This is a genomic window from Capnocytophaga catalasegens (assembly GCF_026005215.1).
Lineage (GTDB): Bacteria > Bacteroidota > Bacteroidia > Flavobacteriales > Flavobacteriaceae > Capnocytophaga > Capnocytophaga catalasegens.
Map to the genome: position 1 here is coordinate 1 of NZ_BPMA01000068.1, position 6,166 is coordinate 6,166.

Here is a 6,166-nt window from a genome sequence, read left to right on the forward strand (position 1 = left end):
TTTGGTTTTGCTATTTAATCAAGTACCAAAAGATTCGGTTTTATCCATAGCAGAAATTCACTTTTTTGATAAAAATAACAAAGAAATTATTTTTGATACTATTTATTCTAATGGAAAACCTTGGAAAGATGTTGCTTTGTACCAGCTGAAAAATTGTAATGATAATGACCCGGTTTCATTTTTTCATACTTGGGAAATGGGTACAAGCATATTTTTTGAAACAAAATCCCCCAAAAGTGTAAAGAAAATAAAACTTATCCCACGTAATGATGATAATTTTATTCGCGAAGGAGATGAATATGAATTATTTTATAATAACGGAGAAAAAGGGTGGGTTTCTCTTGGACGACAAACAGGAACAGATAAAGCAATTTTATACTATCAAGTTCCCAAAAATTCAGTTCTGTGGTTAAAAAATCATACACGTGGCAAAGAAGAACAAATTTTTACTTACGAAAACGGAAGGCAAGTATTTCCTACCTTTGAAGAATATGGAAAATAAAAACGGATAGAAGTTCTATCCGTTTTTTGTATTTATTATAATTTTTACCAAATCTTGATACGCTCTTCGGGTTTTTTATAGTGTTTGTCACCAGGTTTTACATCAAAAGCGTCATAGAAAGCATCAACGTTTATAAGTGGTCCAAATGAGCGGAAATAACCTGGTGAATGAGGGTCTGTTTTCACTTGATTGACCAAATATTGTTCTGTGGAGAGTGTTCTCCAAATAGTTGCCCACGATAAGAAAAATCGTTGGTCTTGTGTAAAGTTGCTTATTTTGCCAATAGCCCCTTTGTCTTTCAGATACAATTGTAAGGCATCGTAAGCGATTGCTACACCACCAAGGTCTGCAATATTTTCTCCGTTGGTAAATTTTCCATTGACAAAACTTCCTTTTACAGGTTCGTACTGGTCGTATTGCTTTGCAAGAGCTTCGGTAACTCTTTCAAAATTAGCTTTATCTTGGTCAGTCCACCAATTTACCAGATTTCCTTCGCTGTCGAATAGAGAGCCACTATCATCAAAGCCGTGTGTCATTTCGTGTCCTATCACAGCACCAATTCCTCCAAAATTAACTGCAGGGTCTGCATCTACATTAAAGAAGGGAGGTTGCAATATCGCTGCTGGAAACACAATTTCGTTATAAAGTGGGTTGTAATACGCATTGACCGTCTGTGGAGCCATTGACCACTTGGTTTTATCAACAGCTTTGCCTATTTTTTCCAAATCTTTATTATAATCCCATTGCAAAATATTTCTCAAATTATTATAAAGTGTTCCTCCTTGTTCTTCGGAAAGAATTGTTAGTTTTGAATAATCTTCCCATTTGTCAGGATAGCCTATTTTCACAACAAATTTATTCAGTTTTTGTAAGGCTTTTTCTTTAGTTGTCTCCGACATCCATTCTAAGTTTTCGATATGATGAGCGAAACTTTTCTTCAAGTAATCAACCAAAATAATCATTTCTTCTTTATTCTTGGTAGGGAAATATTTCTGAACATACAACTTACCGAAGGCTTCGCCAAGGATATTATTTATCAACGCTAAGCCTCGCTTGTCCATTGCACGCTGTTCTTGCTGTCCTTGTAAGTATTTTCCGTAGAAATCAAAATGCAGATTGTCCAATTCTTGATTTAAGTTTTGCGCATTGCTCGTAACCAAGTTGTATTTCAAATAATCTTTTAATAATGGTAAATTGTTTTGCGAGATGAATTGGTCTAATTGCTTGTAATATTCCAATTCGCCGATGATGACAATGTTTGTTTTAACTTTCACATTTTCAAGATATTGAGGCAAATTCACATTTTTAACTAATTGCGAAAGTTCTGCCATAGTTTGCGGATTGTAACGCAAATTGGCATTGCGTATTTGTTCGTTGGTCAAAAAAGTTTTTGCTATTTTTTTCTCAAAATCTACAATGTTTTTAGCCGTTTGTTCAGGATTATTATATCCTATCATTTTTAATATAGAAGCAACATATTTGGAATATTCTGATAAAGTTTTGGTGTTTGCTTCGTTTTCTTTCTGATAGTAATCGCGCCCCAAGCCAAGACTTGCACTTGCTAAATAAACGGCATTTTGGTTCGAATTTTTCAAATCGGCATATACTGCCCAACCGAACAACGGATTTTTACCCAGAAGCGTACTTTCTTCTATATATTTCTGAAAATCAGCCAGAGAAACTATTGCGTCAATTTTTCCCAAATCGGCTTCGATGGGTTTAAGACCGTTGGCATTGCGTTGTTTCCAATCAATAAAACATTCGTACAGATTTTTGATTTTCTGACCTTCGCTTCCTTGTTCAAAGTTTTCTTTCAAAAGATTATTTAATATAGCCAAGGAGTTTTCGTCAGTTTTCTCCCGAAGCATATGAAAAGACCCCCACGTGGGTTTATCGGCGGGAATTTTAGCTGTTTTCATCCAATTGCCATTTACATAATTGTAAAAATCATCTTGCGGACGCACCGAAGTGTCCATTGCAGTAAAGTCTAAGGCTTTATCTTGAACCACCATATTGTTTTCTGATTTTTCATTTGTTTTGTTACTTCCACAATTTGCAGAAAATGCAGCAATTAAGCCTACCATAGAATACATTGTTATTTTCTTCATATTGATTTTATTATTTTTCGGCAAAGTTACCAAAATATCCATTTTAGTATCAAAGAATAAATGTTAAACATATCTAAATATAAACAATTTTTCATTATTTTATTTATATTTGCAAAAAAAAAACAATAATGAGGAAAATAGTTGTTACACTTAAAATTGTTACTATGTTCTTAGTAACACTTGCTCTTGGAGCTTGTTCCAAAGATAGTGAAAATAATACAGAAGGTTATTACTTGCGAGCTACGATTGATGGCTTAAAATCCGAAGCAATAACCCATTATGCAACCATTGGCGAAGCAGGGAATAATGCAACATTATTCCTATATGGGCGATGGGGGGATAATCGTGCTAATGGTATTGATATTCAACACTTTCAATTTCCAAAAGCAACAGGTGAGTATGTTATCAATTCAGCAGAAAATATAGTTAAGGCTTCTTACAAAAATAATATAGCTCAGTATGGAAATTCAACAGGGAAGCTAATCATCGAAAGCATTACTGATACGACAGTCAAAGGAACATTTGGGTTTGTTGCCACACAAGATTCAAAACAAATAACTATTACCGAAGGCGCTTTTTTCTTGCCTTTGCAGAAAATTGGTAAAGAAAACGCCCCCAATGTTAGTGTTGAAGTGCAAAGTATTCTTTCAGAAATAAAATCTGAAACTCTTGCTCAGCTTAAAGCTACAGGAATGGAAATACACGAGGGAAATACTCCACCCAATGTCGAGGGAATTTACTTATCATCACCTCATATTTTGATGAAAGCTCATGTAGGAGATTATTATCAAGTAGGACATCGCTGGCCTGATTACAAATATCGTATTTCGATTCAACAGAATGGCTATGCTGTTTTAGATTACAAGGCTTCTGATGCAAATGCTTCTGGACAAGCAGTTTATGTAACAGGTAGTGGAAACAAATTCACTCTTTATGCACGAGTTTCAGGTGTAGAAAAGGGAATTCAAAAAATGAATATCACTGTACTTTCAGGTGAAATTACTCCAGAGGGAATTCAAAATTTTAAATCATCTTACGTGCTTACTTACAAAGAAGGTGACACTTCTAACAGAGTACTAATGCCTGTGGGGGCTTCTCGCGTTAGTGGTGACCAAGATAAATTAGCAAAAAAAGTAGATACGTATTAGTATTTGAACAAAATATTAAATATATTATTTTTTAACTATCTTCATTTTTAATAAGAAAGGATAGTTAATCAAATTTATATTCAAGATAAAATTAAAATTTTGTTGAATGTTAGTATAATTTAAAATACACAACAAGTTTTCTTTGTTTTTCCCAAAAAAGACGTACTTTTGCTAAGATTTGATACGAAAAAAATGCTACTTATCTATACTGAAAAACTTAGCCCACGTTTTAGTTACATTGTGCATCATATTTTTGAAAATATGATGGGAATAACTATTCGTATCATTACTGATTTAGAGGAGTTTATAAAATCAGATGGATGTAAAATTTCTTATGGAAAAAATCCGATAGGAAATGAATTTTTTATAAAAAACTTTGGACTTCTTTTTGAAAAAGGTATTGATAATATAGAGGTTTACGTTAATTATTGGAAAGAAATACCCTGTTTTTTTTGTGCAAAAAAAGGAGATATACCTTTTGATATTTTTTCTGCTACGTTTTATTTGTTGAGTCGTTACGAAGAATACTTACCCCATGTTCGAGACACAGATGGTAATTTTTCAGCAAGTGAAAGTTTAGCATACAGATATCGTTTTTTAGAAATTCCACTTGTTGATATATGGGTGGAAAATTTTAAACAATTGCTTATAGAAAAATTCCCAAATATTATTTTTGATCATAAAAAATATTACCAAGCATCGGTAATTGAGGTAGGGAAAGCATTTAAGTACAAACATAAAGGATTTCTACGTTCAGCATTTCGTATTTTCATAAATAGTTTTACTTTCCAATGGAAGAAAGTGGTTGAACAAATGAGAGTTTTGACCAATTTACAAAAAGACCCATACGATTTTTATAACGAACTTATTCATTTTCACAAACAGAAAGCCATTACCAATATATTCTTTTTTTTACTTACCAATTATACAGCCTATGACCAAGGATTGTCTTATAATAATCCAAAGTATAAGGATTTGATAAAATATATGGCTGATTATTCTATTGTGTCGGTACTTGCCTCGTACGAGTCTGTTTTAAGTACTCAAAAACTCAAAGAAGAACGCCAGCGAATGGTCAATATTATCAATCGCCCTGTTCGGCGTTTTAAGGCTGGTCACAATCGCATCTCTATTCCTGATGTATATAGACGAATTGCCGAAGCTGAATACAATGAAGACTATACGATGGGATATATGTCGCATATTGGTTTTCGAGCAAGCACTTGTACTCCTTTTTATTTTTATGATATTGGACTTGAAGTACAAATGCCTATTTTGGTCAATTCTTTTTGCTTTCATTCGAATGTGTTACAAAAACAATCTGCTAAAAAAGTGTTGAGTAAGCTACGTATTTTAAAGACAAAAGTACAGGAACTTAATGGAGAATTTGTTACTATTTTTACAAATAGTTTTCTGGGCAAAAGTCGAACACAAGCAGAATTTGAATTTTATAAAAAAATAATGAATTTATAAATAATAACAAAATGAAAAAAATAATAACACTCGTCGCTATATGTGTTTTCAAAGGAATAATAGCACAAAATATTTCTGAATATCAATATGTGGTTGTTCCTAAAAAGTTTGAATTCCAACGAACTGAAAATCAATATCAAATCAATGGATTAACCAAGTTTTTGTTTGAAAAATATAATTTTTCTACTTTTTGGAGTGATGAAATTCCTCGTGAAGTCCATCAAAATCCGTGTGATATGCTAAAAGCAGACGTACAGAATAAATCAGGCATGTTTGTTACCAAAGTGATTGTTACTTTGATCGATTGCAATGGAAAAATTGTTTTTACTTCTCGAGAAGGGAAAAGTCGAGAGAAAAACTATGATAAAGCTTATAATGAGGCACTTCGTGATGCTTTTGAAGATATAAAAGCACTCAATTATAAATATACAAAAAAAGATACAAATACTTCTGTTTTCTCTCAAATACAAGAAATTCAATCCAAAGAACAAGTAATAACTACCAATGATGATATTCCCCCTGCTGATGTATCCAACACCTATCCGATATTGTATGCGCAACCTATTGAAAATGGGTATCAACTCATTGACAAAACTCCAAAAATTATTCTAAAATTACAAAAAACTTCACTGGAAAATATATATAATGCCATAGATTTCAATAATATAAATGGAGTTTTCTACAAAAAAGAAGCTATTTATATTTTTGAATTTACCAAAAATGGACAAACAGAAAAGATTTTTTATAATGTTAATTTTCCAAAATAGAAATATCTTTTCAGTTGCTTTATAAATCAGAGTTTAATCTAAAAAATTGGAGCAAAAAAGATTTTTGCTCCAATTTCTGGCATTGTTAATTAAATTTGCATCCAAAAAAGAATGACTTGTCCTAAGTGTAAATCTAGTCAATCTATCAAAGATGGCAAAACCAATGCT

4 protein-coding genes and 1 pseudogene are annotated in these 6,166 nt (G+C 32.3%); 4 read left to right on the forward strand and 1 reads right to left on the reverse strand.

Annotated features, from left to right (window positions below; all coding sequences use genetic code 11):
* Positions 1–502 (forward strand): annotated as a pseudogene (locus OO775_RS13265) (hypothetical protein); the annotation flags it as partial.
* Positions 503–546: 44 nt separating this feature from the next.
* Here the strand turns inward: OO775_RS13265 and OO775_RS13270 are convergent.
* The gene (locus tag OO775_RS13270; RefSeq protein WP_264847713.1) at positions 547–2,610 is read right to left on the reverse strand and encodes a M13 family metallopeptidase; all 2,064 of its coding nucleotides are present in this window, start codon (positions 2,608–2,610) and stop codon (positions 547–549) included.
* 128 nt (positions 2,611–2,738) lie between these two features.
* Here OO775_RS13270 and OO775_RS13275 point away from each other — a divergent pair, with 128 nt between their 5' ends.
* The 3 genes from OO775_RS13275 (at position 2,739) to OO775_RS13285 (ending at position 5,998) form a co-directional block, all read left to right on the forward strand.
* The gene (locus tag OO775_RS13275; protein ID WP_264847714.1) at positions 2,739–3,758 is read left to right on the forward strand and encodes a DUF6252 domain-containing protein; all 1,020 of its coding nucleotides are present in this window, start codon (positions 2,739–2,741) and stop codon (positions 3,756–3,758) included.
* 192 nt (positions 3,759–3,950) lie between these two features.
* Positions 3,951–5,231 carry a polysaccharide deacetylase family protein gene (locus tag OO775_RS13280; RefSeq protein WP_264847715.1) on the forward strand — a complete coding sequence of 427 codons (1,281 nt, stop codon included), beginning with the start codon at positions 3,951–3,953 and terminating at the stop codon, positions 5,229–5,231.
* Positions 5,232–5,242: 11 nt separating this feature from the next.
* Positions 5,243–5,998, forward strand: coding sequence for a hypothetical protein (locus OO775_RS13285; RefSeq protein ID WP_264847716.1), 756 nt, complete (start codon positions 5,243–5,245; stop codon positions 5,996–5,998).
* Positions 5,999–6,166 lie beyond the last annotated feature (168 nt).

What these genes read in the sequence shown, in the direction of transcription:
- OO775_RS13270 (WP_264847713.1), bottom strand. Translation starts at nt 2,610, where the DNA reads ATGAAGAAAATAACAATGTATTCTATGGTAGGCTTAATTGCTGCATTT.
- OO775_RS13275 (WP_264847714.1), top strand. Translation starts at nt 2,739, where the DNA reads ATGAGGAAAATAGTTGTTACACTTAAAATTGTTACTATGTTCTTAGTA.
- OO775_RS13280 (WP_264847715.1), top strand. Translation starts at nt 3,951, where the DNA reads ATGCTACTTATCTATACTGAAAAACTTAGCCCACGTTTTAGTTACATT.
- OO775_RS13285 (WP_264847716.1), top strand. Translation starts at nt 5,243, where the DNA reads ATGAAAAAAATAATAACACTCGTCGCTATATGTGTTTTCAAAGGAATA.